Annotated in this window: 19 protein-coding genes and 1 pseudogene; 18 read left to right on the plus strand and 2 right to left on the minus strand. The window is 65.3% G+C overall.

Translation table 11 applies throughout. The features are described from left to right. Nucleotides 1-85 precede the first annotated feature (85 nt). Entirely contained in the window at nt 86-1,003 is a 918-nt protein-coding gene (locus DM374_RS25370) for a LysR family transcriptional regulator (protein WP_110972342.1), read from the minus strand. A 111-nt stretch (nt 1,004-1,114) separates the two neighbouring features. Between DM374_RS25370 and araD1 the strand changes: the two genes are divergently transcribed. The 9 genes from araD1 to DM374_RS25415 all read left to right on the plus strand — a co-directional run bounded on the left by araD1 (nt 1,115) and on the right by DM374_RS25415 (nt 12,667). Further along, nucleotides 1,115-2,113 (plus strand): AraD1 family protein, encoded by a 999-nt coding sequence (araD1, locus tag DM374_RS25375; RefSeq protein WP_110972343.1) that lies wholly within the window; start codon nt 1,115-1,117, stop codon nt 2,111-2,113. A gap of 73 nt (nt 2,114-2,186) precedes the next feature. Continuing rightward, nucleotides 2,187-3,506 carry an MFS transporter gene (locus DM374_RS25380; protein ID WP_175650274.1) on the plus strand — a complete coding sequence of 440 codons (1,320 nt, stop codon included), beginning with the start codon at nt 2,187-2,189 and terminating at the stop codon, nt 3,504-3,506. Between the two features lie 29 nt (nt 3,507-3,535). Further along, entirely contained in the window at nt 3,536-5,089 is a 1,554-nt protein-coding gene (locus tag DM374_RS25385; RefSeq protein WP_110972345.1) for a UxaA family hydrolase, read from the plus strand. A gap of 34 nt (nt 5,090-5,123) precedes the next feature. Further along, complete coding sequence (locus DM374_RS25390) at nt 5,124-6,695, plus strand: aldehyde dehydrogenase (NADP(+)) (protein WP_110972346.1); 1,572 nt, start codon at nt 5,124-5,126, stop codon at nt 6,693-6,695. Nucleotides 6,696-6,980: 285 nt separating this feature from the next. Beyond that, nucleotides 6,981-7,439: a (2Fe-2S)-binding protein gene (locus DM374_RS25395; protein WP_110972347.1), complete on the plus strand. Its 459-nt coding sequence runs from the start codon at nt 6,981-6,983 to the stop codon at nt 7,437-7,439. Then, nucleotides 7,439-9,697, plus strand: a complete 2,259-nt coding sequence (locus tag DM374_RS25400) for a xanthine dehydrogenase family protein molybdopterin-binding subunit (RefSeq protein ID WP_110972348.1) — start codon at nt 7,439-7,441, stop codon at nt 9,695-9,697. Before DM374_RS25395 ends, DM374_RS25400 begins: the two co-directional genes overlap by 1 nt. 12 nt (nt 9,698-9,709) lie before the next feature. Next, nucleotides 9,710-11,062 (plus strand): c-type cytochrome, encoded by a 1,353-nt coding sequence (locus tag DM374_RS25405; RefSeq protein ID WP_110972349.1) that lies wholly within the window; start codon nt 9,710-9,712, stop codon nt 11,060-11,062. A 16-nt stretch (nt 11,063-11,078) separates the two neighbouring features. Further along, nucleotides 11,079-12,101 carry an XdhC family protein gene (locus DM374_RS25410; RefSeq protein WP_110972350.1) on the plus strand — a complete coding sequence of 341 codons (1,023 nt, stop codon included), beginning with the start codon at nt 11,079-11,081 and terminating at the stop codon, nt 12,099-12,101. Continuing rightward, the gene (locus tag DM374_RS25415; protein WP_110972351.1) at nt 12,098-12,667 is read left to right on the plus strand and encodes a nucleotidyltransferase family protein; all 570 of its coding nucleotides are present in this window, start codon (nt 12,098-12,100) and stop codon (nt 12,665-12,667) included. Before DM374_RS25410 ends, DM374_RS25415 begins: the two co-directional genes overlap by 4 nt. Nucleotides 12,668-12,716: 49 nt before the next feature. Here DM374_RS25415 and DM374_RS25420 read toward each other — a convergent pair whose 3' ends face one another. Next, the gene (locus DM374_RS25420) at nt 12,717-13,319 is read right to left on the minus strand and encodes a TetR/AcrR family transcriptional regulator (protein ID WP_110972352.1); all 603 of its coding nucleotides are present in this window, start codon (nt 13,317-13,319) and stop codon (nt 12,717-12,719) included. A gap of 127 nt (nt 13,320-13,446) precedes the next feature. Between DM374_RS25420 and DM374_RS25425 the strand changes: the two genes are divergently transcribed. The 9 genes and pseudogenes from DM374_RS25425 to DM374_RS25460 all read left to right on the plus strand — a co-directional run bounded on the left by DM374_RS25425 (nt 13,447) and on the right by DM374_RS25460 (nt 24,644). Beyond that, the gene (locus DM374_RS25425) at nt 13,447-14,679 is read left to right on the plus strand and encodes a serine hydrolase domain-containing protein (protein WP_110972353.1); all 1,233 of its coding nucleotides are present in this window, start codon (nt 13,447-13,449) and stop codon (nt 14,677-14,679) included. A 21-nt stretch (nt 14,680-14,700) separates the two neighbouring features. Next, on the plus strand, nt 14,701-15,828 hold the full coding sequence (locus DM374_RS25430; RefSeq protein ID WP_110972354.1) for an extracellular solute-binding protein: 1,128 nt from the start codon (nt 14,701-14,703) through the stop codon (nt 15,826-15,828). 233 nt (nt 15,829-16,061) lie between these two features. After that, on the plus strand, nt 16,062-16,799 hold the full coding sequence (locus tag DM374_RS25435; RefSeq protein ID WP_110972355.1) for a TorF family putative porin: 738 nt from the start codon (nt 16,062-16,064) through the stop codon (nt 16,797-16,799). A 78-nt stretch (nt 16,800-16,877) separates the two neighbouring features. Next, nucleotides 16,878-18,740 (plus strand): CocE/NonD family hydrolase, encoded by a 1,863-nt coding sequence (locus DM374_RS25440; protein WP_157969746.1) that lies wholly within the window; start codon nt 16,878-16,880, stop codon nt 18,738-18,740. Between the two features lie 60 nt (nt 18,741-18,800). Further along, nucleotides 18,801-19,370: a DUF3237 domain-containing protein gene (locus DM374_RS25445; protein ID WP_110972357.1), complete on the plus strand. Its 570-nt coding sequence runs from the start codon at nt 18,801-18,803 to the stop codon at nt 19,368-19,370. A 160-nt stretch (nt 19,371-19,530) separates the two neighbouring features. After that, a pseudogene (locus tag DM374_RS34510) lies at nt 19,531-20,226 on the plus strand (cache domain-containing protein); the annotation flags it as partial. A gap of 27 nt (nt 20,227-20,253) precedes the next feature. Then, a complete protein-coding gene (locus DM374_RS34515; protein ID WP_404821380.1) occupies nt 20,254-21,090 on the plus strand; it encodes a methyl-accepting chemotaxis protein in 837 nt (278 codons plus the stop codon). A 98-nt stretch (nt 21,091-21,188) separates the two neighbouring features. Further along, nucleotides 21,189-22,931: an amidohydrolase gene (locus DM374_RS25455; protein WP_110972359.1), complete on the plus strand. Its 1,743-nt coding sequence runs from the start codon at nt 21,189-21,191 to the stop codon at nt 22,929-22,931. A 93-nt stretch (nt 22,932-23,024) separates the two neighbouring features. Next, on the plus strand, nt 23,025-24,644 hold the full coding sequence (locus DM374_RS25460) for a mechanosensitive ion channel family protein (protein WP_110972360.1): 1,620 nt from the start codon (nt 23,025-23,027) through the stop codon (nt 24,642-24,644). Nucleotides 24,645-24,823: the final 179 nt, after the last annotated feature.

A 24,823-nucleotide genomic window follows, 5' to 3' on the forward strand; every position in this document is an offset into this window, starting at 1 on the left:
ATGGCTGCCTCAGGTCCGAGGCATTACAAGGACACTGTGGGGGCTTGCCAGCGATGAACCTGTCGCCACCCTCGCGATGAGGTAATCACTCCATCAAGATACCGACCAACACTTGCGCCGGTCCGCTCAACTCCACGCCCCGCCGCGTCACCACTTCATACGGCTCGCTGCGCGACAGCATCTGCAGCGGCAACTTCACCAGCATGCCGTGCTCCACCGCCACCTTGGCCACATCCCACGGCATCACCGCGAGCAACCCCGTGTCCTGGCGCAACAGCGACAAGGTGGTGAAAGTGGACGAGGTTTCGATCGGGTACTGCGGAAAGCTCAACCCCGCCTGTCGAAATTCACGCTCCAGGGTCAGGCGCAGGGGCATGTTCACCGGGAACACCACCCAGCGTGAATCCGTCAGTTGCGTCAGGTTCAAGGTTTCGCTGCCAGCCAGCGGGTGCGCCGGGTTCGCCACCAGCACCAGTTGTTCCTGATGCTTGACCCGGCTGTCATACGCATCCGGCCGCCGGCTGACGCTGGTCCGGCAAATCACTACGTCCAGCCGGCCCTGGTCGAGCAGGCTGAGCAGGCGGTCGCTGGTGTCCTCGACCACGGTCACCGACAGGTCCGGCTGGCTCTCGCGCAACTGCGCCAGGCTCTCCACCATCATCGGCACGGCGCCCATGATGGTGCCGACCGACAACCGCCCGCCATGGCCCTGAAGAATACCGAGCATTTCTTCGCGCAAATGCGCCAGGTCGGTATTGATCAGGCGTGCGTAACGCACCACACAACGCCCGAGGTCATTGGCTTCCAGACCCTTGCTGGTGCGCTCGAACAGCACCGCACCGAGGGTCGATTCGATTTCGTTGAGGGCTTTGGTCGCGCCGGGCTGGGTGATGGACATGGCCTCGGCGGCCTTGTGGATCGAGCCCAACTCGTCAAGGCTGATAAGCAGGCGCAACTGGCGCAGGCGCAGGCGTGAAGCCATGGAACTCAAGGAAGGCAGCATAGGGGATCACTAAAAGTTATCACGGGGTAAACAGCTCTCATTAGGCAGCATCGCCCGGGAAAATTAAAGTGGCCGTCAAACGATCCTCCACAAGAACAAACAGGAGCCTCCATGCGCCTGATCCAATTCGAGACTGCACAAGCCAAACGCCACGTTGGCGTGGTCGAAGGCGACCTGATCCAGGTTGTGCGCAACACCACTCACATGCGCGAACTGGCCCTCGCCGCCATCCGCAACCAGCGCAGCCTGAGCGCCGAGGTTGTGGCGCGCGGGCTGGACAGCGGTACTGAAAGTTATTCCCTGGCCCTCGCCGAGTGCCGCGTACTGCCACCGCTGGACCACGAAGACCCGGCGCACTGCCTGATCAGCGGCACCGGCCTGACCCACCTGGGCAGCGCCTCGACCCGCGACAAGATGCACCAACAGAAAATCGATGACGCCGCCGCCCTGACCGACACCGCGCGGATGTTCCAGTGGGGCATCGACGGCGGCCGTCCCGCCGCTGGCACCGTGGGCGCGCAGCCGGAATGGTTCTACAAGGGCGACGGTTCCACCGTGGTCCGTCCGGGACAGGCATTCCAGAGCCCTGCCTTCGCCGAAGACGCCGGCGAGGAACCGGAACTGGCCGGCCTCTACGTGATCGGAGATGATGGCCAGCCTTACCGCCTGGGTTTCGCCATCGGCAACGAGTTTTCCGACCACATCATGGAACGGCGCAGCTACCTGTACCTGGCCCATTCGAAGCTGCGCAACTGCTCCTATGGCCCGGAACTGCGGGTCGGCGAGCTGCCCCGTCACCTGGAAGGCACCAGCCGGATCCGCCGTGGTGACACCGTGCTCTGGGAAAAACCCTTCCTCAGCGGCGAAGACAACATGTGCCACTCGCTGGAGAACCTGGAGTATCACCACTTCAAGTACCGCCAGTTCCTCCGCCCTGGCGACGTGCATATCCATTTCTTCGGCACCGCGACACTGTCGTTCGCCGACCACATCAAGACCGTCGAAGGCGATGTGTTCGAGATCAGCCTGGCCGAATTCGGCGCGCCGCTGCGCAACGGCGTTGCCCACGCCGCCGAACCGCTGCAACCGGGGGCCGTGAAGCCGCTCTGACCCGGCACAGGTGAACCAGGCGCAGGGAGGCGCCGCCCCGGCATTTCATAACAACCATAAGAGTGAGATGAGCATGAAGAACAGCCCCTATCCGGCGGCCCCCTCGCCCGCCCTCGCCGCCACTGACAGCGCTCGCCCGACCGCCGTGCGCTGGCGCATTTTCCTGATCCTGCTGTTGCTGGCGGCGATCAACTACATCGACCGTGCCTCGCTGTCGGTCGCGCTGCCGCTGATTTCTGCCGAGTTCGAACTGACCCCGGCCCTGGAAGGCCTGATTCTCAGCGCCTTCTTCTGGTCTTACGCGCTGATGCAGATCCCCAGCGGCATGCTCCTGGACCGCTTCCAGGTGCGCAATATCGTCGGTGTCGCCACCGTCGGCTGGGGTGCGTTCCAGGCGCTGGGCGGTTTCGCTCACAACTGGATCACCCTGCTGGTCACCCGCGTCGGCCTGGGCGTTGCCGAGTCGCCGATCATGCCCGCAGGCGCCAAGCTCAACGGCGCCTGGCTGACCCCCAACGAACGCGGCCGCGGCGCCACCCTGGTGGACGGCGGCGCACCGCTGGGCACCGCCTTTGGCGCGATCATCATCGCTGGCCTGATCACCTGGTTCGACTCCTGGCGCATCGCCTTCTTCATCGCCGGCGTCGGCACCGTGGTGGTCGGGATCTGGGCCTGGTGGTACATCCGCAACCACCCGAGCGAACACCCGCAGGTCAACAAGGCCGAGCTGGACTACATCACCCAGGCCAACGACGCCGCGAGCAAGAACAACGGCAACCGCAAGGCCGTGCTCAAAGAGCTGCTGAAAAGCCGCTCGGTGCTGTGCATGTTCGCCGGCTACGCCTGCTACAACAGCGTGTTCTACGGCCTGCTGACCTGGATGCCAAGCTACCTGCACCAGGCCCACAACCTCGATATCAAGGCGATGGGCGGCGCCACCTTCCTGATCTTCATGTGCGGCTTCGTCGGCGAACTGATCGGCGGCTGGGTGGCCGATAAATGGAAAACCAACGGCGGCCAGCCAAACACCGTGATGCGCAGTATGTTCGCCGGCTCCGCCGCCGTGGCTGCACTGTGCATCCTGCTGGTGGCCTACACCCCGGATGCCGCACGGGTTATCGCCCTGCTCTGCGTCGCCCTGTTCTTCATCCGCTGGTGCGGCATGTACTGGTGCCTGCCGGCAATCCTCGGCGGCAAGTCGAAGGCCGGCGTGCTGGGTGGCAGCATGAACTTCTGCGGCAACATGGTCGGCGTACTGGTGCCGATCCTGATCGGCCTGATCGTGCAGTTCACCGGTTCCTACTTCCTGGCCCTGATCTTCTTCGTGGTCATGGCTTTCGGCCTGATGCTGTTCTCCGGCCTGATCGACTATCGCGAGCGCGGGCTGGCCTGAGCCCCCGCTGTATTTCTGAGGTAACCGCCATGCAACTCATTACAAGAACAGGCAGTGAAAGCGCTGCCAACGCCGTGATCCGACTCAACCCGCTGGACGACGTGCTGATCGCCCGCCAACCGCTGCCTGAAGGCCTGGAGCTGGAAGAAGGCATCCGCGTATTGGCGCCGATCCCGGCCGGGCACAAAGTCGCCGCCCGCGCCATCGCCGCCGGTCAGCCGCTGCGCCGCTACGGGCAGATCATCGGCTTTGCCAGCCAGGCCATCGCTGCCGGTGAGCACGTTCACGTGCATAACCTGGCGATGGGCGACTTCGCCCGTGACTACGCCTTTGGCGTCGATGCCAAGGGCGTGCAGGCGCCCAGCGGCGATACCTTCATGGGCATCGTCCGCGCCGATGGCCGGGTCGCTACCCGCAACTACATCGGCATCCTCACCTCGGTGAACTGCTCGGCCACGGTGGCCCGCGCCATCGCCGATCACTTCCGCCGTGACATCCACCCCGAAGCCCTGGCCGCCTACCCGAATGTCGACGGCGTGGTCGCCCTGACCCACGGCGTCGGTTGCGCGGTGGATCCGGGCGGTGAAGCCCTGGCCATGCTGCAACGCACCCTCGGCGGTTACGCGGTGCACGCCAACTTCGCCTCGGTGCTGATGATCGGCCTGGGCTGCGAAACCAACCAGATCCCCGACCTGCTCGCTGCCCAGGGCCTGGAAAGCAGCGACGCCCTGCGCACCTTCACCATCCAGGGCACCGGCGGTACCTCGAAGACCATCGCCAGCGGCATCGCCCAGGTCAAATCGCTGCTGGCCGAGGCCAACCGGGTCGAGCGCGAGCCGGTCAGCGTTCGTCACCTTACCGTCGGCCTGCAATGTGGCGGTTCGGACGGCTACTCGGGCATCACCGCCAACCCGGCGCTGGGCAATGCGGTGGACCGTCTGGTCGCCGCCGGCGGCACCGCGATCCTCTCGGAGACCCCGGAAATCTATGGCGCCGAGCACCTGCTGACCCGCCGCGCAGTGAGCCAGCAGGTCGGCGAAAAACTCATCGCCCGCATCAAGTGGTGGGAAGCCTACTGCGAGCGAATGGGCGCCGAGTTGAACAACAACCCGTCCGCCGGCAACAAGGCCGGTGGCCTGACCACCATCCTGGAGAAATCCCTCGGCGCCGTGGCCAAGGCCGGCTCCAGCGATCTGGTCGATGTCTACGAGTACGCCGAGCCAGTGCGCGCCCACGGTCTGGTGTTCATGGACACCCCCGGCTACGACCCGATTTCCGCCACCGGCCAGGTCGCCGGCGGCGCCAACCTGATCGCCTTCACCACCGGCCGCGGCTCGGCCTACGGCTGCGCGCCCTCGCCGTCGATCAAGCTGGCGACCAACACCCGCCTCTGGGAAACCCAGGAAGAAGACATGGACGTCAACTGCGGCGGCATCGCCGACGGCAGCATGACCATCGAAGAGCGCGGCGAGCACATCTACCGCCTGATGCTGAGCATCGCCTCGGGCGAGCGCAGCAAGAGCGAACAGCACGGCTACGGGCAGAACGAATTCGTGCCGTGGCAGATCGGCGCCATCACCTGATTTTGTTGTTTTTATCTGAATTACGGAGACCCCAATGACCTCGATCCTCGGTCACAACTACATCGGCGGCCAGCGCTCGGCCCAAGGCGACACCTGGCTGCAAAGCCTCGACGCGAGCACCGGCGAGGCGCTGCCGCACCGGTTCAGCCAGGCCACCGAGGCGCAAGTGGATGCCGCTGCCAAAGCGGCCAGCGCCGCCTTCCCGATCTACCGCAACCTGAGCGCCGCCACGCGTGCGGACTTCCTCGACGCCATCGCTGACGAACTCGACGCCCTGGGTGACGACTTCGTTGCCACCGTGTGCCGCGAGACGGCGCTGCCTGCCGGGCGGATCCAGGGCGAACGCGGTCGCACCAGCGGCCAGATGCGCCTGTTCGCCAAGGTACTGCGCCGTGGTGACTTCTATGGCGCGCGCATCGACCGCGCGCAACCGCAGCGCCAGCCGCTGCCGCGCCCGGACCTGCGCCAGTACCGCATCGGCGTCGGCCCGGTGGCGGTGTTCGGTGCCAGCAACTTCCCGCTAGCCTTCTCCACCGCCGGTGGCGACACCGCCTCCGCATTGGCGGCCGGATGCCCCGTGGTGTTCAAGGCCCACAGCGGCCATATGGCGACGGCGGAATGGGTCGCCGACGCGATCCTGCGCGCCGCTGAACGCACCGGCATGCCGGCGGGCGTGTTCAACATGATCTATGGCGGCGGCGTGGGCGAATGGCTGGTCAAGCATCCGGCGATCCAGGCCGTGGGTTTCACCGGTTCGCTCAAGGGCGGTAACGCCTTGTGCCGCATGGCCGCCGAACGGGCGCAGCCGATCCCGGTGTTTGCCGAGATGTCCAGCATCAACCCGGTGATCCTCCTGCCGGACGCACTGCAGGTCCGTGGCGAAACCATCGCCCGCGAACTCAGCGGCTCGGTGACCCTCGGTTGCGGCCAGTTCTGCACCAATCCCGGCTTGATTCTCGGTCTGCGCTCGCCGGCGTTCAGCGCCTTTGTCGAGCAGTTCAAGTCCAGCATGGCTGACCAGCCTGCGCAGACCATGCTCAATGCAGGCACCCTGGCCAGCTACCGCAAGGGGCTGGAGCACCTGCACGCTCACCCGGGCATCCGCCATTTGGCCGGCGCCGCGCAAACCGGCACGCAGGCGCAGCCGCAACTGTTCCAGGCCGATATCAGCCTGCTGCTGAACGGCGACGAGCTGTTGCAGGAAGAAGTGTTTGGCCCGGCCACGCTGGTGATCGCAGTCGAAGATCAGACCCAACTGAGCGCTGCGATCCAGGCCCTGCGCGGGCAACTGACCGCCACCCTGATCGGCGAACCGGACGAGCTGCGCACCTATGGCTGGCTCAGTGAGCTGTTGCTGGAAAAAGTCGGCCGGGTCTTGCTCAACGGCTATCCGACCGGTGTCGAAGTCTGCGATGCGATGGTTCACGGTGGGCCGTATCCGGCCACCTCGGATGCTCGTGGCACGTCGGTTGGTACGCTGGCCATCGATCGTTTCCTGCGGCCGGTGTGCTTCCAGAACTACCCCGATGAGCTGCTGCCTCCAGCGTTGCAGGATGCCAATCCGCTGGGCATTCCGCGGCTTGTGGACGGCGAATACAGCCGCTAGTTAGCGTTGAGTTCGGGGCTGGGGCTTAGCCGTCCGAGACGGCGGGCTGCCGGCCCCTATCGCGTCGACAATCTCGCAACATAGTCCCTCCCTTCAAAATCCCCCAAACCTCCTCCCTCAAGCGGGCTTGCGCCAGCCATGGAATACCGTTCGGTTCCATGAACTGGATGCGGCGAATGGCTTTTGCAGCCTTGTGCTAGCGTTTCTGGTTTGGGTCACGCGTCTGTGCGTGGCACCTGCCTATAAGAAAACCAAGACATCAACCGACTGATTAGCAGGTGAACCATGGAGCTACGAATCAACCAGAAGACCTATGAGGTCGAGGCTGACGCCGATACGCCCCTGCTGTGGGTGATCCGCGACGACCTGGGGCTGACCGGGACCAAGTATGGCTGCGGCCTGGCACAGTGCGGCGCCTGTTCGGTATTGGTGGACGGCAACGTGGTGCGTTCCTGCGTCACCCCGGTGGCGGCGGTGAGCGGGCGCGAGGTGACCACCATCGAAGCCATCGAGGCCGACGAAGTTGGCAAGCGTGTGGTGGCGGCCTGGGTCGAACACCAGGTGGCCCAGTGCGGTTACTGCCAGTCCGGACAAGTGATGGCGGCGACCGCGTTGCTCAAGCACACGGCGAAACCGAGCGATGCGCAGATCGACGCGGCCATGGTCAACCTGTGTCGCTGCGGCACCTACAACGCCATCCATGCCGCCGTGCATGACCTGGCGACGCAGCAGGAGAATGTCTGATGAACACACCTATCGACGCTCCTGAAACATTGACTGCCCTGCTCAAAGGCGAACCGGTCAACCTGTCGCGCCGGGGCTTCCTGCTGGCATCAGCCGGCACTGCGGTCGGCGCTCTGGTCATCGGTTTCGGCCTGCCGCTGGGTTCGGCCAGGGTCCAGGCTGCCGCCGTTGCGGCCCAGGAGCGCGGCACCCAGGTGCCGGCCTTCCTTGAAATCCGTCCGGACAGCACCGTGCGCCTGCTTTGCCCGTTCATGGAAGGCGGACAAGGCACCTACACCGCCATGGCGCAGATCGTCGGCGAAGAACTGGACGCCGATCCCGCCACCTTCCTGGTCGACAGCGCGCCACCGGGCGATGCCTATGTGGTGATGGAAAACGGCATGCGCATTACCGGCGGCAGCATGTCGGTGCGCATGAGCTACCCGACCATGCGCCGTCTCGGCGCCCTGGCCCGGGCCATGTTGCTGCAGGCCGCGGCCGAGCGTCTCGGCGTGCCGGTGAGCGAACTGTCCACCGAGCCCGGCAAGGTGCTGCATGTGGCCTCGGGCCGCTCGCTGGCCTACGGCGAGCTGGCCGAACGTGCCATGGACCTGCCCGTGCCCGATCCGGCCAGCGTGCAACTGCGCGACCCCAGCCAGTTCCGCTGGATCGGCAAGCCGGTACGCCGCGTCGATGCCTACGACAAGTCCACCGGCAAGGCGCAGTACACCATCGACATCAGGCTCGACGGCATGCTGCATGCTGCGGTGCAACACGCGCCGCGCCTGGGCATGACGGTGGGGGAATTGCGCAATGAAGCGCAGGTCAAGGCGATGAAAGGCGTGCATTCGGTCCATCGCCTGCCCGGCGCGGTCGCCGTGGTGGCCGAGCGCTGGTGGCACGCCAAGCGTGCGGTCGAGGCCATTCAGGTCGACTGGCGAGAAGCGGCCAGCGCCGGCAAGGTCCGGGCGATGCCCGCGGACTTTTCCAGCGATGCCTTCCGCGAACGCCTCGCCGCCGAACAAGGGCCGGCCCGGGATGATGAGCACGAGGGCGATGTCGCCGGCATCCTCGCCGCCGCCAAGACCACGGTCGAGGCCACTTATCACAACCAATACCTCAACCACGCCCAACTGGAACCGCCATCGGCCCTGGCGCGCTTCAACCCCGATGGCTCGCTGGAAGTCTGGCTGCCCAACCAGGCGCCGGACATGTTCCGCGCCGACATCGCCAAACGCACTGGCCTCGATCCCGCCCGGATCACCCTGCACTCGCCGCTGCTGGGCGGCTTTTTCGGCCGGCACTTTCTCTACGAATCCGCCAATCCGTACCCGCAGGCCATCGAGCTGGCCAAGGCGGTCGGCCGCCCGGTGAAGCTGATCTGGAGCCGCGAGGAAGAATTCCTGCGTGATGTGCTGCGCCCGATCGCTGCGGTCAGGTTCCGTGCCGCGCTGGATGGCGACGGGCTGCCCGTGGCCATCGAAGCGATCAGCGCCACCGAAGGGCCCAGCGAAGCTCTCGCCGGCAAGCAGGGCGACAAGCTCGACCCCACCGCCCTGGAAGGTTTGTCAGGCAAGTCCTACGCCATCCCCAACAAACGTATCGCCCAACGCTATGTTCAGGGCCCGGTGATGCTCGGCTACTGGCGCTCGGTGGGCAACTCCCTCAATGACTTCTTCTACGAGGCCTTCCTCGATGAACTGGCCGACAAGGGCGGCAAGGACCCCTTCGAGCTACGCCAGCACCTGCTGCGCGACAACCCGCGGTTGACCAACCTGCTGAATGCAGTGGGCGAGTTGTCCGACGGCTGGAAGCGCGGCCCGTTCACCGCTGAAGACGGCACCCGGCGTGCCCGCGGCGTGGCCATGGCTTCGCCCTTCGGCTCTGAAGCTGCGGTAATCGCCGAAGTGTCGATCGAGAATGGCCAGGTCAAGGTGCACGACATCTGGCAGGCAATCGATCCGGGCAGCATCGTCAATCCGGCCATCATCGAGGCGCAAGTCAATGGTGCCGTGGCCCTGGGCCTGTCCCAGGCGTTGCTGGAGGAAGCGGTGTTCATCGACGGCAAGCCACGGGCGCGCAACTACGACCTGTACCCGATCCTGCCGCCGTCGCGCATGGCCAGGGTGCATGTGCGCATCATCGAGAGCGGGGCGAAGATGGGCGGTATCGGCGAACCACCGTTGCCGGCGGTCGCGCCGGCAGTGGCCAACGCGGTAGCGCGGCTGACCGGGCAGCGCATTCGCAGCATGCCCCTGAGCCGCTACACCTTCACCTGACGGGGAACGCCCATGACTCGCAGCCGATTCGCAAGAACCGCCGGCTGGCTGGTGCTGCCGTGCCTTGTCGCGGCGGGCCTGCTGGCCTGGTACGTCAACCGCGAGCCCGCCTCGCCGTTCGAAACCGCGCCACGCGCTGACGCCAGTGCCGACCCGGCGCTGGTCAGCCGTGGCGAATATGTGGCGCGCCTGAGCGATTGCGTCGCCTGCCACAGCCTGCCGGACGCCGCGCCATTCACTGGCGGGTTGCCGATGGCAACACCGCTGGGCGTGATCCACGCCACCAATATCACCCCCGAACGGGACACCGGTATCGGCGGCTACAGCCTCGCCGACTTCGACCGCGCCGTGCGCCATGGCGTCGCGCCTGGTGGCCGGCGTTTGTACCCGGCCATGCCCTACCCGTCCTACGCCAAGCTCAGTGACGACGATGTCCGCGCGCTCTATGCATTCTTCATGCAAGGCGTGCGGCCGGTCAGGCAAGCCAACCTTGCGGGGAGCATTCCCTGGCCGCTGAACATGCGTTGGCCCATCGCTCTATGGAACGGTGTTTTTGCCGCGACCACGCCCTACGCGGACAAACCCGGACAGGACGCACGGTGGAACCGCGGCGCCTACATCGTCCAGGGCCCCGGTCATTGCGGCAGTTGTCATACTCCCCGCGGCCTGGCGTTCAACGAAAAAGCCCTGGATGAAGCCGGCAAGCCCTACCTCGCGGGTGCCCTGCTCGACGGCTGGTACGCGCCCAGCCTGCGCGACGATCACAACACCGGGCTGGGGCGCTGGAGCGAGGCCGAGATCGTCCGGTTCCTCAAGACCGGGCGTAACCAGCATGCGGTGGTCTACGGCTCGATGACCGAGGCCTTCAATAACTCCACGCAGTTCATGAGCGACGATGATCTGGCAGCAATCGCCCACTACCTGAAATCGCTGCCCGGCGATGCACAACGCGACGGCGCACCCTGGCAATACCAGGCGGTGTCCGCCGCACAGCACCTGGACAATGCCGGCGCGCATACCTACGTGACCCGCTGCGCTTCCTGCCACGGCCTCGACGGCAAGGGCCTGGCCGAGTGGATGCCGCCGCTGGCCGGGGCGACTTCGGCGCTCGCCCGCGAAGACGCCTCGGCGATCAACATCACCCTCAATGGCTCGCAACGGGTGGTCGCCGCCGGGTTGCCGGATGCCTACCGCATGCCGGCGTTCCGCGCGCAACTGACGGACCAGGAAATCGCCGATGTGCTGAGTTTCATCCGCACCACCTGGGGCAACCAGGGTGGCAAGGTCGAGCCCCAGGCGGTCGGCAAGCTGCGCGGTCACACCGATCCGGCTAGCAGCAGCCCGATCATTCTGCAGATGCGCTGAGGAGGTTATGGCAGTCATGGAAAGCATCGATTTGCTGGTCCTGCGTAGCGTCCGCGACTGGGTCAAGGCGGGAGAGCCGGTGTTGCTGGCCACTGTCGCCCGCACCTGGGGTTCATCGCCCAGGCCGGTGGGTTCGATGATGGCGCTGCGCGGCGATGGCCGGGTGGTGGGCAGCGTCTCCGGCGGCTGCATCGAGGATGACCTGATCCATCGCTACACCACCGCCTATGGCGGCGCCGGCATGCGCGGCGGCTTGCCCGAAGTGGTGCGCTACGGCGTCAGCGCCGACGAGGCCCACCGGTTCGGCCTGCCCTGCGGCGGCACCCTCGAACTGATCCTCGAATTCGACCCGGCACCGGCCCGCCTGGAGCAGTTGCTCGAATTGCTCGACAACGGCAGCCTGGTTCGCCGCGACCTCGACTTGAGCAACGGTCAGGTCACCCTGACCCCGACCCCGCTCCCGGAGCAGTTCAGTTTCGATGGCCGGCACATGTTCAACACCCTCGGCCCCGGCTACCGCGTGCTGTTGATCGGCGCCGGGGCGCTCGCCGAGTACCTGGCGACCATGGCCCTGTTCAACGGTTTCAAGGTCTCGGTGTGCGACCCACGGCCCGAGTACATGGGCGGCTGGAACGTCGCCGGGGTCGAGAAGATCGTCGGCATGCCGGATGACGTGGTCCGCGCCTACCGGGTCGATGTCCGCACCTGCATTGTCGCCCTCAGTCACGACCCCAGGCTCGATGATCTGGCCCTGCTCGAGGCCCTGCACAGCCCGGCGTTCTACGTCGGCGCCATCGGCTCGCGCCGTAACAGCCAGTTGCGCCGCGAGCGGCTGATCGAGCATTTCGGCGAAACCGAAGCCTCACTCAAACGCCTGCATGGTCCCATCGGCATCTATATCGGCAGCAAGACCCCCGCCGAGATCGCCGTCAGCGTCATGGCCGAAATCCTTGCCGCCAAGAACGGCGTTGCCCTGCCTGGCGAAATCAGCGTTTCCCGGGCCAAGCACAGCCGCGAATTGCAGGTGCCAGCGGTATGAGCACCTGCGTGGCGTTGGTACTGGCCGCCGGTCGAGGCAAGCGTTTTGGCAGCGACAAGCGGCTGGCGCGGCTACCCTCTGGCCAGACCGTGCTGGCCGCGACGGTGGAGCGGGTGCTGACCTGCTTCGATCAGGTCCACGTGGTGCTGCGGCACGACGATGACCCTCGGCAGTTGGGCCTCGATAGCCGGGTCGCGCTCATCCGCGCCGAATACGCCGACGAAGGCATGGGCGCCAGCCTGGCCGCAGGCATTGGCGCGCTGGCGGATAATCCCGCCGTGGCCGTGGCGGTATTGCTTGGAGACATGCCCTGGATCGAGACGCAGACGCTGCGGCAGTTGTGCGCCCAAGCTGACAGCGAGCGCATCCTGATGCCGCTTCACCACGGCCAGCGGGGCCATCCAGTGCTGTTCGGGCGCCGCTTCTGGCCCGCCTTGTTGCGGGCAAACGGCGATCAGGGTGGCCGCCAGGTGATCGGCGACAACCCTCAGGCCTGTGTGCGGATCGAGGTGGACGACCCCGGCGTTGTGCGGGATATCGATCTGCCCGGCGATCTCACGGGGTAAGTTACACCGACTATCCGCGCCACGGCTTAAGCCAAGCGCCCCGATCCGCCTACGGCGCCAACCCCTCCACCAACGTCTGGGTCAGCTTGCGGATCCGCCGGTCATGGGCCTCCAGGTCCGGCACGTCGTCCTGCACCAGGCGCATGAACAGCGTCGAGCTGTAGTCGTTGAGGAATTCGGCGACGAAATCGACATCGAACGACGCCTTCAACAATCCCCGCTCCTGTAACTCGCGCAGCAACCCGGCCACTTCGTCGATCAGGCGTTTGTTGAGGTGGGTCGCGGCGTCCGGGCGCGGGGTCAGCAGGCCCAGCGGCAGCAGCTCGCGCCAGATGGCGGCGGGCAAGGCCTGCAACTCGCGGCGGATGATCTGCGATTCGAGATGGCACATGGCGTCGACCGCATTGTCGAACGCCGGCATCTGCACCCGGGCATCGCTGAGCGCGCGCTGGTCGGCGTGCTCCATCAGGGCCAGCAGAATGTCCTGCTTGCTGCCGAAATAATTGAACACCGTCGGCGTCGACACCCCCGCCTGGACCGCGATCTGCTCCACGGTGGTCGCGGTGAAGCCGTGGGTCTCGAACAGCTCCAGCGCCGCCGCAACGATAGCCTCCCGCCGCAGTTCCTTTTGTCTCTGTCGTAATCCGCTCACGCTCTTCTCCGGGTGGCCTGGGCAAGGTGCCGATTCTAATAAATTTTCAACTTCGATCAAATATTTTATTTGACTATAAAATTATATGGAGATAAAAATTTCCCACCGCCACCCCACGGAGCTGTCCATGAACACCGATTTCGTCGAGGCAATGCGCAGTGCCTACCGCACCAGCGCTCCTTCCGTAACGCCGTTGATGGAGGGGTTCCCGCCGCCCGCCGAACAACGGGTGACATGGCACAACTTCATGACCCCGCCGCACAACCGCTGGGCGTTTCACAACCTGGGTCGGATCCGCCCGAGCATCAGCGTGCCGCGTGGCCAGACAGCCGCCGAGCCGCTGCCCAGCGCCGGTTATTCGATCGCCGATTTCAGCTTTGTCAGTGCCTCGGGCGATGACGTCAGCCTCGCCGATCACCTCGCGGCGACCCACACCGACGGCTGGCTGGTCATGAAAGACGGCCAGGTCGTCCAGGAGCTTTACGGCAACGGCCACGGCGAGAGCAAGCGCCACATCATGTTCTCGGTAACCAAATCGTTGATCGGCATGAAAGCCGAGGAACTGGTGCAGAACGGCCAACTGGACGATCAACGCCTCGCCGCCAGCTACGTCGCGGAGTTCACCGGCAGCGCCTTCGGTGACGCCAGCGTGCGCCAGTTGATGGACATGGGGGTGTCCATCGATTACGACGAGGTCTACGACGATCCCGACTCCGGCAGCTCGCACTTCGGCTACGCCTGCGGGCTCACCCCGCCACCGCCCGGTATCCGCGCCTGCCAGTCGCTCTACGAATACCTGCCGGGGATGCGCAAGCGCGCCGAGCACGGCGGTTTCTTCCATTACGTGACCGCGACCACCGAAGCCCTCGGCTGGGTGATGGAACGCGCCACCGGCCGCAGTTGCGCCGAGCTGCTGGGCGATATCTGGCAAAGCCTGGGCTGCGAGCGGGACGGGTTTTTCCTCGCCGATCCGTGGGGCCGCAATATCACCGGCTGCGGTTTCAACGCGACCCTGCGCGACATGGCCCGCTATGGCAGCCTGCTGCTCGATCGCGGGCATTGCCAGGGCCGGCAACTGATCAGCGCCGACGCCATCAGCGCGGTGCTGGCCGGCGGTGATCCGGCCATTTACGCCGCCAACGACAGCTTCGCCCAGTGGAGTCCGGGGGCCAGCTACAAGAGCCAGTGGTACGTCTATCCCGGTGAAGCGCTGCTGGCGGTGGGCATCCATGGCCAGTACCTGTACCTGGATTTCGAACGCCGCGTGGTGATCGTCAAGCAGTCATCCCTACCGGTTGCCGAAAGCATCCTCGATATCGACACCGTTCGCCTGCTACGTGCGCTTGCCCGCGCGCTCTGAACCGACCGACAGGAGAGCCCCATGAAGCATTTGCTGAAAACCATGACCACGGCCCTGCTGCTGGGCGGCACCAGCCTGTTCGTCCAGGCCCAGGACCAGGCCGACACCGCGACCCAACAGCTGGGCGGCGAACTGCGCATCTATAACTGGATCGAGTACCTGCCCAAGGACGTGCTGCAGGATTTCCAGAAACACACCGGCATCAAGGTCACCTACGACGTCTTCGACAGTCCGCAAACACTGGAAGCCCGTCTGCTGACCGGAACTGCGGGATATGACCTCGCGTTCCCCGGCAGCAGCCAGGTGCCCAACCTGATTGCCGCCGGCGCCGTACTGCCGCTGGACCGCAAGCAGTTGCCGAACTGGCACCAGCTTGACCCCGCCACCCTGCAACAGCGCGAGCACCTGGACCCCGGCAACCGCTATTCGGTGCCGTACCTGCTGGGCAGCACGCTGATCGGCTACAACAAGGCCAAGGTCGAGGCGGTCCTCGGCAAAGACGTCGACATGCGCGACTACGACCTGCTGTTCAAGCCGGAGAACATCGCCCGCTTGAGCCAGTGCGGCGTAGCCATTCTCGACAGCCCCAACGAGGTGGTGCCGATCGCCCTGCACTACCTCGGCCTGGACCCGAACAGCACGCGCCAGGCCGATTACGACCGGGTCGAGGCGCTGCTCAAGTCGATCCGTCCCTACGTGCGCTACTTCAACTCGTCGAAATACCCCCAGGACTTGGCCAACGGCGATATCTGCGTGGCCCTCGGCTGGTCCGGCGGGATACTCGCGGCGCGCAACATGGCCCTCGGCGCCAACAACGGCAACGACATCCGCATGGCCTTGCCGCGCCAGGGCACGCTGATGTGGTCGGACGATATGGTGATCCCCAAGGGCGCGAAAAACCTCGCCCAGGCCCACGCCTTCATCGACTGGCTGCTGCAGCCGGACGTGATCGCCCGGGTCACCAACCAGATTGGCTACCCCAATCCGACACCGGCGAGCAAAGCGCTGATCGACCCTCAACTGCTCAGCGAACGCAACCTGTTCGTCCCGGAGGAGGACCGTCACCTGCTGTTCCAGGCCGAACCACCGCAGCGGCAAGTGCTGCGCCTGCTGACACGGCTGTGGAACCGGATTCGGTCCGATGTCTGACGCGCCATCCACCCACCCGAAAAAGGAGCACCGCACCCGCCGACACTGATCCCGCGACCCGCTTCACCCGCCAATAACAACCCTTGCCCGGTGCCTGAGTGGCTCGTCTTCGATCGAGCCAGCGCTCTCGTCATGCCCGGAAAAAGCGCGGGGGCCGTCAGGCCAGCCAATAACAAGACCCAAAACGCGACGCCTTTATCTGCCAGATCAATCACAACAATGGAGCAGAACGCATGAACAAATTGATGACCGGAGGGCTGGCCAGCGACTACCGGGTCGGCGGCTTTTCCCTGAACCAGGACGACGGCCCCGTCCTGCTCACGTCCGCCACCCTGGTGCACAAGATCAGCGGTCTCTACGCCGGCGTCTTCACCGCCAACGTCGACATGGGTACGCAGAGCAACCGCGAGTGGGATTACTACGTCGGTATCGCCCGGCCGATCACCGAAAACACCCGCTTCTCGCTGTCCTATGTCCGCTACGAATACCCCGGCGATAGCTGGATCAACTTCGGCGAATGGATCGGCACCCTCGGCTACCGCAACGCCACGGTGGGCTTCAAATACGCCAACGACCTGCGTAACCCACCGGCCCGCGCCGCAGCCGCGGCCCAGGTCGACCAGTTGATCGGCTGGGGCGTGCTGCCCGCCAACGCTGCCATCACTGTGCGCGATGAGCATCGCCTGATCAGTTGGGCCGAATACGACTTCTACCTGCCGTGGCAGACCAAGCTCAACGTCCGCTTCGGCCACACCTCGACCCCGGACGACCAGGCCTGGCGCTCGGCCAGCGGCAAGTACCGCAGCGACTACAACGACTGGCAACTGGCGGTCAGCAAGCGCGCCTACGGCCTGGAATGGAAGGCCGCCTACATCGACACCGACCTCTCCGAGGCCGAGTGCACCAACAACTTCGGCAAGGGCGGCGACTGCTCCGCCACCGTGGTGTTCTCGGCCAGCAAGCGCTTCTGAGCACGGCCTGAATGATGCGGGCCGCACGCCAGCGCCCCGCTCCCCTTTGTAACGACTGATCCGAGGATAGTTATGTCCATGCCCTCCCTCACCCGCGCGCTGAGCCTCAGCGCCCTGAGCCTGGCCCTGCTGATTGCCGGCTGCGCCGGTGCCCCGCCCGGCGGCGAAGGCCTGCCGCCGTCCGACCGTAGCTTCGAAGCCTTCTGGGGCAAGCGCGTCACCGGCTATATCACCGCCGCCGACGGCACCCAACTGCGCTATTCGGTCTTGCTGCCTAAAGGCGAAGGCAAGTTCCCGGTGCTGGTCCGCTACAGCGGCTACGACTCCGGCAGCATCGGTGGCTCGGCCTACCTGCAAGACAACGAAACCTTCTCCGTGGCCATGGACAAGGACCTGGTGGAGCGCGGCTACGCCGTGATGGGCGTGCAAGCCCGCGGCACCGGCTGCTCCCAGGGCACTTTCGATTTTCTCGGCCCGGAATACGGCACCGATGGCCGCAGCGCGGTCGAGTTCGCCGCGCAGCAGAACTGGTCCAACGGCAATGTCGGCATGTTCGGCTGGTCGTGGGCCGGCATGTCGCAGTTGATGACCGCCTCCGAACGCCCGCAGGGCCTCAAGGCCATCGCGCCGGGCATGATCCTCGGCGATGCCTACACCGACAGTTGGTTCCTCGGCGGCGTGCCGAACCAGGAGTTCACCACCACCTGGCACTGGTTCGTCGACCAGCGCTGGGAAGCGGTGAAGGCCAGCGCAAAAAGCGAAGGCGACGAGCGCTGCATCGCCCAGGTGACGGAAAACCAGGCCAAGGTGGTCGACACCTCATTGATGTACCAGATGCTCCGTCACCCGCAGCACGATGAATGGATGAAGCAACGCGCCCCGCGTGACCGCGCGAACCTGGTGCAAGTGCCGGTGCTGTCGATGCAGGCCTGGCAGGACGAGGCCGTACTGGCTCGCGAAGGTTTCTACCAGGAACGCCTCGATCCGAAACAGCTGTGGATGGTGCAGACCAGCGGCGGCCACAACCTCTACGAGTCCGAACGCTTCCGCAAAAAGCTGTACGCCTTCCTCGACCACTTCGTCAAAGGCGAGCAGAACCAGTTCGAAAGCACCCCGCACCTGGAAATCTGGCAGGAAACCGTGGCCGACGACCGCAGCGGTCGCCATCAGGCCAACGAAAGCGCACGCCCCGGCTGGACCATCGAGCGCAACCAGTACCCGCTGCCGGTGAAGCCGGTGAGCTTCGCCCTCAACGAGGGCGGCGAACTGGTCCAGGGCGGCAAGGGCAGCGGCAAACCGGACGCTTATATCTATCCGATCCCAGGCCCGGACGTGAACACCTACCTCAAGGACCATGCCTGGGGCTGGCAGCACCCGCTGTGGCGTGACGGCAGCCTGGCCTACACCAGCGCGCCGTTCGAACGCGACTTCCTCAGCTACGGCAGCGGCAGCGCGGACATCTGGCTGTCGACCTTCCTGGCCCCGGACACCGATGTGCAGGTGACCATCACCGAAGTGCGCCCGGACGACAAGGAAGTGTTCGTCCAGCGCGGCTGGCTGCGCATGTCCAACCGCAAGCTGGACGACAGCAAGTCCAGCGAACTGCGGCCACAACAGCTCAACGAGCCGGACGGCATCCAGCCGATGCTGCCGAACGTGCCGGCGCTGGGCCGGGTGGAAATCCCGCCGTTCTCCCACCCGTTCCGTGAAGGCTCGCGCCTGCGCATCTGGATTGACGCACCGTCGCGCACCGGTGGTTACGGCTTCGCCTACTACGCGCTGTCCAGCCGCAACACGGTGTTCCATGACGCGGCGCACCCTTCGCGACTGGTGCTCGGCGAACTGACCGGGGTGAACGTGCCGCCAGACCTGCCCGAGTGCAACTCTTTGCTCAAACAGCCTTGCCGTCACGACCCGCTGTCGTCCTGGCCGCCGTTCTGACGCCCGCGCCACCCGCGCCGGACGCGGGTGGCCCAGCCCTTATTGCCACGAGTTGAACCCATGAAAACACTCAACACGCTGCGCCTGCTGTGCCTGGTTCTCGCCGCCGTCTGCCTGGCTCCCGCGCAGGCGCTGGAACTCAAGGAAAAAATCCCCAAGCGCCTGGACAACGAACTGGTCATGCAGATCAGCGTCCAGCTCGGCCCGCGCGAAGACATGGGCAAAGGCCCCGACGGCACGCGCATCAACTACCCGATCATCGGCGGCAGCTTCACCGGCAAGGGCTTCAAAGGCAACGTCGTCGCGGGCGGCGCCGACATGTCGGTGACCCGCGACGACGGCGTCACCCTGATCAACGCGCTGTACCGCCTGAAAACCGATGACGGCCAGCTCATCATCATCGACAACCCCGGTATCTGGCGCCTCAACGAGTCCGGGCTGGCCAAGAAAGCCAAGGGTCTTGAACTGCGCGACATGCAGGAAAGCGATTTCTACTGCCGCACCACGCCGCGCTTCAAGACCCAGCCGGGGGCCAATGCCTGGCTCAACGACTACGTGTTCGTCGGCACTATCGACGGCATCAGCGAGCACGAGGTGCTGATCAGCGTCTACAAGGTTGGCGGCGTCTGATGCTGCCAGGGCGCAAGCACTCCGCTCCCTGGCTTGCGCCCGTTTTTTTCCGTTGGGCAGCCGTACCGCGAGGCACACCATGCTGAGCCTGAGAAACATCGCAATCGAAAGACGCCTGTGGCTGATCCTGCTGGTGGCCATGCTGACCATCGCCGTGCTCATGACCCTGGTCCTGCTGCAGATCCGCTCTGGTTTGTACGGGGCCAAGATTTACCAGATCCAGACCGCCGTGGAGAACACCACCGGCATCCTCCAGCGCTTCCACAGCCTGCAACAGCAAGGGCTGCTGAGCGAGGAAGACGCACAACAGCAGGCCCGGGAAATGATCCGCGGGTTGCGCTATGACAGCACCGAGTACTTCTTCATCCAGAGCCTCGGCCAGCGGATGCTCCTGCACCCGCTGAGCCCGGCCCTCGAAGGCCAGGACGTCAGTGGCCTGAAAGACGCCAACGGCCTGGCGATCAACGGCGAAATGCTGAAGATCGCCCAGGGCGCCGGCAAGGGCATCGTCGAATACAGTTGGCCGAAACCCGGCGGCGCCGGCGCGGCGGACAAGATCTCCTATGTCGAGCTGTTCAAGCCCTGGGGCTGGATTCTCGGCAGCGGCGTGTACATCGACGACATCCAGGGCCGCTTCCACTACGAAGTGCTGCGTATCTGCACCCTCGGCCTGGCCTTGTCGGTGCTGCTGGTGCTGGTGACCGCGCTGATCTCCCGGGGTATCGCCCGGCCGTTGAAAAACACCGTGCAGGCCATGGCCGAAATCGCCAGGGGCAACGGCGACCTGACCCGCCAACTGGCCACCGATGGCCGCGACGAACTGTCCGGCCTGGCGCGGGATTTCAACAGCTTTACCGCGACCCTGCGCGGCATCATCGGCGACATGCGCGTGGCCGCGACGGCGACCGACGAAGCGGCGCAAACCATCCACGACAACGCGACATCGGCCCGGCAACAAAGCGCGCTGCAGGCGCAACAAGTGACGTTGATCGCCACTGCGCTGAATGAAGTGACCTACAGCATCCAGGACGTCGCCAACCACGCACAGGCTTCGGCGAAAGAGGCGTCTGCGGCCGAGTCCCAGGCGCTGGACGGGCTGAAGAATGTTGAACTGACCCTGCGGGAAATCGACGGACTCTCGACGCTGATCAACAGTGGTGTCGAGACCATCAACGCGGTGGCGCAACAGAGCGAGCGGATCAGCTCGGTGCTGGCCATCGTCCGGGCGATTGCCGAGCAGACCAACCTGCTCGCCCTCAATGCCGCCATCGAGGCGGCACGGGCGGGTGAACAGGGTCGCGGCTTCGCCGTGGTCGCCGATGAAGTGCGCCTGTTGGCGCAGCGCACCCAGGACGCCACCACGGAAATCCAGGGCATGATCGGCGAACTGAGCGTCAGCAGCGGCAACGCCGTGGCGATGATCAGCCAGACCCGCACCCTGTCCGGGCACACCGTCACCCAGGCCAGCCTGGCCGGCGAGCGCTTGCGCGCCATCGTCGAGTCATTGCGGGCCATCGCCCTGCAGGGCAGCAGCGTGGCCGAGGCGACATTGCAACAGTCGCTGGCCGTCGAAGATATCAACCGCAACCTGTCCAGCGCTGCCGAACAGGCTAAGCAAGCAGCCGAGTTCGCCCAGCGCACCCGCGACCTGAGCGACCGTCTGCATGCGGGTTCCAGTGATCTGAAACTCACCTTGAACCGCTTCAGGATCGAGGACTGAGCATCGCGAGCAAGCTCGCTCCTACGGTAGTGCGGTCCTGTAGGAGCGAGCTTGCTCGCGAAAGGCTCCCCTTTTTCACACCGACACCGAGCAAACCAATGAAACGATTTTCCACCACCCTCTGCGCCCTGCTACTGGCGCAGTTCACCGGCCATGCCCAAGCCGCAGCCGACCTCATTCTGATCAACGGCCGGATCTTCACCGCCGACCACCACCTGCCCCAGGTCCAGGCCATGGCGGTCGAAGGCGACAAGGTCATCGCCACCGGCAGCAACCAGCAGATCCGCGCCTTGGCCGATGCCAACACCCAGGTGCTCGACCTCGCCGGCAAACGGGTCATGCCAGGCCTGATCGACACCCACTCCCACGCCATTTTCGGCGGCCTCTCGCTGTCGGCGGCGAACCTGCAGGATGAGGTCATCGCCCTCCCGGAACTGGAACAGCGCCTGCGCCAATGGCGCGACAACGGCCAGGCCCGCCTGGGCGCCGACACCCTGCAAGTGCAGGGCATGAACTCAGGCTACTGGGCCCAGGCCGAAGCGCTGGGGCGGATCTTCAACCAGGGCGAATGGGCCACGACCCCGATCATCCTGATGGGCAGCGACCACCATACCGCCTGGGTCAACGCCCGGATGCTCGCCGTCGCCGGCATCGACAAGAAGCTCCTGGCCAGCCTCGACGCGGCCGAGCGCGACACCATCGGCGTGCTCGCGAACGGCGAGCCCAGCGGTTTTCTGGTAGACGCCGGCTGGGACCGGGTGTCGGCCGTGCTGCCGCCACTCGACGACGCCACGCTGCTCAAGGGCGCCGAAGCCGCAGTCCGTTACAACAACAGCCTCGGTATCACCGGCTGGATGGACCCGGCGGCCAACGCCTCGCCCGGCCAGGCGGTGTTCGCCATCAAGCCCACGGAAACCACCGTTGGCGTGCTGCCGGGCTACAAGGCGCTGGGCCTCAAGGGCCAGTTGAGCGCCCACGTCGCCGCCTTGCTGGTGGCCAATCCGAAAAGCCGCCCTGCCGACCTGGACGTGCTGGAAAAGGTTCGCCAACAGTTCGAAGGCGTGCCCAACCTCACCCTGCCGGGCATCAAGATCTTCGCCGACGGCGTGCTGGAATTCCCCGCGCAGAGCGCCGCGGTGATTTCGCCGTACAGCAACAGCCACAAACAGGGCGAACTGCTGTTCGATCCCGAGCACTTCGGCGAATTGGTCAGCGCTGCGGACAAACGCGGCTGGCTGGTGCATATCCACGCCGTCGGTGACCGCGCCGTGCGCGAATCACTCAACGCCTTCGAACAGGCCCGCGCAGCCGGCGACAGTGGGATACCGCACTCGATCACCCACCTGCAACTGGTCAACCCGAAAGAGTTCACCCGTTTCAAACCGCTCAACGTGATTGCCTCGATGCAACTGCTCTGGGCCATTGGCGACGACTACGCCATCGACATGGTCAAACCTTACGTCAGCGCCTTCGCCTTCCGCTTCCAGTACCCGGCCCGCTCGCTGCTCAAGGCCGGTGCCACCATCGCCGGGGCCAGCGACTGGCCGGTATCGCCCGCCAACCCGTGGATGGCCATTGCCCAGGCAACCACCCGGCGCGGCAGCAAAGGCGTACTCAACCCCGACCAAACCATCTCGCGCGAGGTGATGTTCTACGCCTACACCTTGAACGCCGCGAAAACCATCCGCCTGGAAGACCGGATCGGCTCGCTGGTCAAAGGCAAGCAGGCGGATTTCGTGGTGCTGGACCGGGATGTGTTCACCGTCGGCGAACAGGCGCTGGCCGAGACGCAGGTGGTGCAGACCTGGTTTGGTGGGAAGGAGGTGTATCGGCAGCCGTAATTCGCAATTGCGCAAAGCCAGGTGCTGAGAAGGAGACAACCCGCACGACCGACACTAGTCTGGTGCTATTCACCAGCGCAGGAGTCGAGAACGATGGTTAAAGGGATTGGGCTGGCGATCATGGCGCTGCTCTGGGCACTGATGATGCCGGCAGGCGCAGCCGATGATAAATCGCTGGCGCAGACGGAACCGGCAGCACTGAAGATCGCCAACCGCACCATCATCACTTTCCAGGCCGATCTGCTCGGCGAGACCCCGGAGATCCGCGCCCAGCGCGCCGAAAACGTGATTCGCCAGGTCATGGAAAGCCAGGAAGACCCGCGCGTCCATCTCGACAACATCAAGGACCAGTACCTGGTGCTGATGGGCCAGCGCCGGGCCTTTATCGTCACCCCCGACGACCTTGTCGACAGCGACGGCTCGGTGGCGGACCTGGCCGACGGCGCCGCCGCGAGGCTGCGCCAGGTGCTCGCGGAAAACCACGAAGCGCGCAACCTGCAATTCATGCTCAAGGCCGGCGGCTACGCGAGCGCCGCGACCCTGTTGTTCCTTGGCCTGCTGCGCCTGTTTGGCTGGGGCCGTGCGCGGCTGCTGGGCTGGCTGCCCATCAGCGTGCGTAAACACACCGGCGTGTTACGCATCGGCCAGACCCAGTTGCTCGACACCAGCAACCTGCTGATGGCCTCGCGCCGGCTGGTCGATCTGGTGTACTGGCTGCTGGCGCTGCTGGTCGGGTACGAGTGGCTGAGCTTCGTGCTGCAGCGCTTCCCCTACACCCGGCCCTGGGGCGAAAGCCTCAACCAGTACCTGCTGAACCTGGCGGGGTATCTGCTGGAGGCTATCGCCAGCGCCATTCCGGGACTGGTGATTGCGCTGCTGATTTTCTTCATCGCCCGCGGCATCAGCGCCTTCAGCAAACGCCTGCTGGCGCGCCTGGCACGGCCCGGCACTATCAACTGGCTCAACGACGAAACCCTGCCGCCCACCACCCGCCTCACCTCGCTGGCGATCTGGTTGTTCGCCCTGGCCATGGCCTATCCCTATCTGCCCGGCTCCGGCACCGAGGCGTTCAAGGGCCTGTCGGTACTGATCGGCCTGATGATTTCCCTCGGCGCCACCAGCGTGGTCGGCCAGGCCGCAGCCGGGCTGATCCTGACCTACACCCGCACCCTGCGCCCCGGCGAGTTCGTGCGCATCGGCGAGCACGAGGGCACGGTCACCGAGTTGGGCATGTTCACCACCAGCATCCGCACCGGGCTCGGCGAAGTGCTGACCATCCCCAACTCGATGATCACCGGCGCGGTGACCAAGAACTACTCGCGGGTGGTCCAGGGCGCAGGTTATGTGGTCGACGCCACCGTCACCATCGGCTACGACACGCCCTGGCGGCAGGTCGAGGCGATCCTGCTGGAAGCAGCGCGGCGCACGCCCGGTGTGCTGGACAGCCCGCGTCCGCAGGTGTTCCAGATCGCCCTCTCGGATTTCTACCCGGAATACCGTCTGGTGGCCCAGGCCGTGCCCAGTGAGCCGCGACCGCGGGCGGAGTTGCTGAGCGTGCTGCACGCCAATATCCAGGATGTGTTCAACGAGTACGGCGTGCAGATGATGTCGCCTCACTACATGAGCGATCCGAACCACGAAAAACGGGTGCCAAAAGAGAACTGGTACGCGGCGCCAGCCCACGAACCCGAGCCGCCGCAACAGCAGCGATAAGGTTTTCTGTCGCTTCGCTGAACGAGCCGCGAACTGCCTTGACGCCCGGCACAACCGGGCCTTGACTGAGCACATCGGAGGGCGTACTTTCCGCTCCGTTTTCTTCCCACACAGGAGTCCTGCCTTGGACAGTAGCCCCAGTCGATTGCGACAGGTCTGAACAGCGAGCACGTCCGGCA

The organism is Pseudomonas huaxiensis (assembly GCF_003231275.1).
Classification (GTDB): domain Bacteria; phylum Pseudomonadota; class Gammaproteobacteria; order Pseudomonadales; family Pseudomonadaceae; genus Aquipseudomonas; species Aquipseudomonas huaxiensis.

What these genes read in the sequence shown, in the direction of transcription:
- DM374_RS25370 (WP_110972342.1), bottom strand. Translation starts at nt 1,003, where the DNA reads ATGCTGCCTTCCTTGAGTTCCATGGCTTCACGCCTGCGCCTGCGCCAG.
- araD1 (WP_110972343.1), top strand. Translation starts at nt 1,115, where the DNA reads ATGCGCCTGATCCAATTCGAGACTGCACAAGCCAAACGCCACGTTGGC.
- DM374_RS25380 (WP_175650274.1), top strand. Translation starts at nt 2,187, where the DNA reads ATGAAGAACAGCCCCTATCCGGCGGCCCCCTCGCCCGCCCTCGCCGCC.
- DM374_RS25385 (WP_110972345.1), top strand. Translation starts at nt 3,536, where the DNA reads ATGCAACTCATTACAAGAACAGGCAGTGAAAGCGCTGCCAACGCCGTG.
- DM374_RS25390 (WP_110972346.1), top strand. Translation starts at nt 5,124, where the DNA reads ATGACCTCGATCCTCGGTCACAACTACATCGGCGGCCAGCGCTCGGCC.
- DM374_RS25395 (WP_110972347.1), top strand. Translation starts at nt 6,981, where the DNA reads ATGGAGCTACGAATCAACCAGAAGACCTATGAGGTCGAGGCTGACGCC.
- DM374_RS25400 (WP_110972348.1), top strand. Translation starts at nt 7,439, where the DNA reads ATGAACACACCTATCGACGCTCCTGAAACATTGACTGCCCTGCTCAAA.
- DM374_RS25405 (WP_110972349.1), top strand. Translation starts at nt 9,710, where the DNA reads ATGACTCGCAGCCGATTCGCAAGAACCGCCGGCTGGCTGGTGCTGCCG.
- DM374_RS25410 (WP_110972350.1), top strand. Translation starts at nt 11,079, where the DNA reads ATGGAAAGCATCGATTTGCTGGTCCTGCGTAGCGTCCGCGACTGGGTC.
- DM374_RS25415 (WP_110972351.1), top strand. Translation starts at nt 12,098, where the DNA reads ATGAGCACCTGCGTGGCGTTGGTACTGGCCGCCGGTCGAGGCAAGCGT.
- DM374_RS25425 (WP_110972353.1), top strand. Translation starts at nt 13,447, where the DNA reads ATGAACACCGATTTCGTCGAGGCAATGCGCAGTGCCTACCGCACCAGC.
- DM374_RS25430 (WP_110972354.1), top strand. Translation starts at nt 14,701, where the DNA reads ATGAAGCATTTGCTGAAAACCATGACCACGGCCCTGCTGCTGGGCGGC.
- DM374_RS25435 (WP_110972355.1), top strand. Translation starts at nt 16,062, where the DNA reads ATGAACAAATTGATGACCGGAGGGCTGGCCAGCGACTACCGGGTCGGC.
- DM374_RS25440 (WP_157969746.1), top strand. Translation starts at nt 16,878, where the DNA reads ATGCCCTCCCTCACCCGCGCGCTGAGCCTCAGCGCCCTGAGCCTGGCC.
- DM374_RS25445 (WP_110972357.1), top strand. Translation starts at nt 18,801, where the DNA reads ATGAAAACACTCAACACGCTGCGCCTGCTGTGCCTGGTTCTCGCCGCC.
- DM374_RS34515 (WP_404821380.1), top strand. Translation starts at nt 20,254, where the DNA reads ATGCGCGTGGCCGCGACGGCGACCGACGAAGCGGCGCAAACCATCCAC.
- DM374_RS25455 (WP_110972359.1), top strand. Translation starts at nt 21,189, where the DNA reads ATGAAACGATTTTCCACCACCCTCTGCGCCCTGCTACTGGCGCAGTTC.
- DM374_RS25460 (WP_110972360.1), top strand. Translation starts at nt 23,025, where the DNA reads ATGGTTAAAGGGATTGGGCTGGCGATCATGGCGCTGCTCTGGGCACTG.